Raw genomic sequence first — 310 nt, forward strand, 5'->3', positions numbered from 1 at the left:
AATGCCACCTGACTATGAAATTGGAAAGAAGCCTGTTCTTTCAAAACTGGATAGAAGCGTGTCGTATGATCCGTGTTACACCAAGTGTTATTTTGTGTTGTCCAGCTCCAGTCGGCCAGTCCCTCGGTCATAAGCCATCACGCTTCTGTGACAAAGAACGTCACGACAGCGGTCTGTCTTATACCTGCCGGGCCTGAGCGGCCGACTTGCGCATTTCTATTTGGTTAAGTCCTCGATCGATTAGTATTCGTCAGCTCCATGTGTCGCCACACTTCCACCCCGAACCTATCTACCTCGTCTTCTTCAAGGG

At 49.7% G+C, this 310-nt stretch carries 1 rRNA gene; it reads right to left on the bottom strand.

Annotated features, from left to right (window positions below):
* Positions 1-220: 220 nt before the first annotated feature.
* A 23S ribosomal RNA gene (locus ACZYRN_RS19350) occupies positions 221-310 on the bottom strand; the annotation flags it as partial.

It is taken from the genome of Domibacillus sp. F004, from assembly GCF_057814295.1.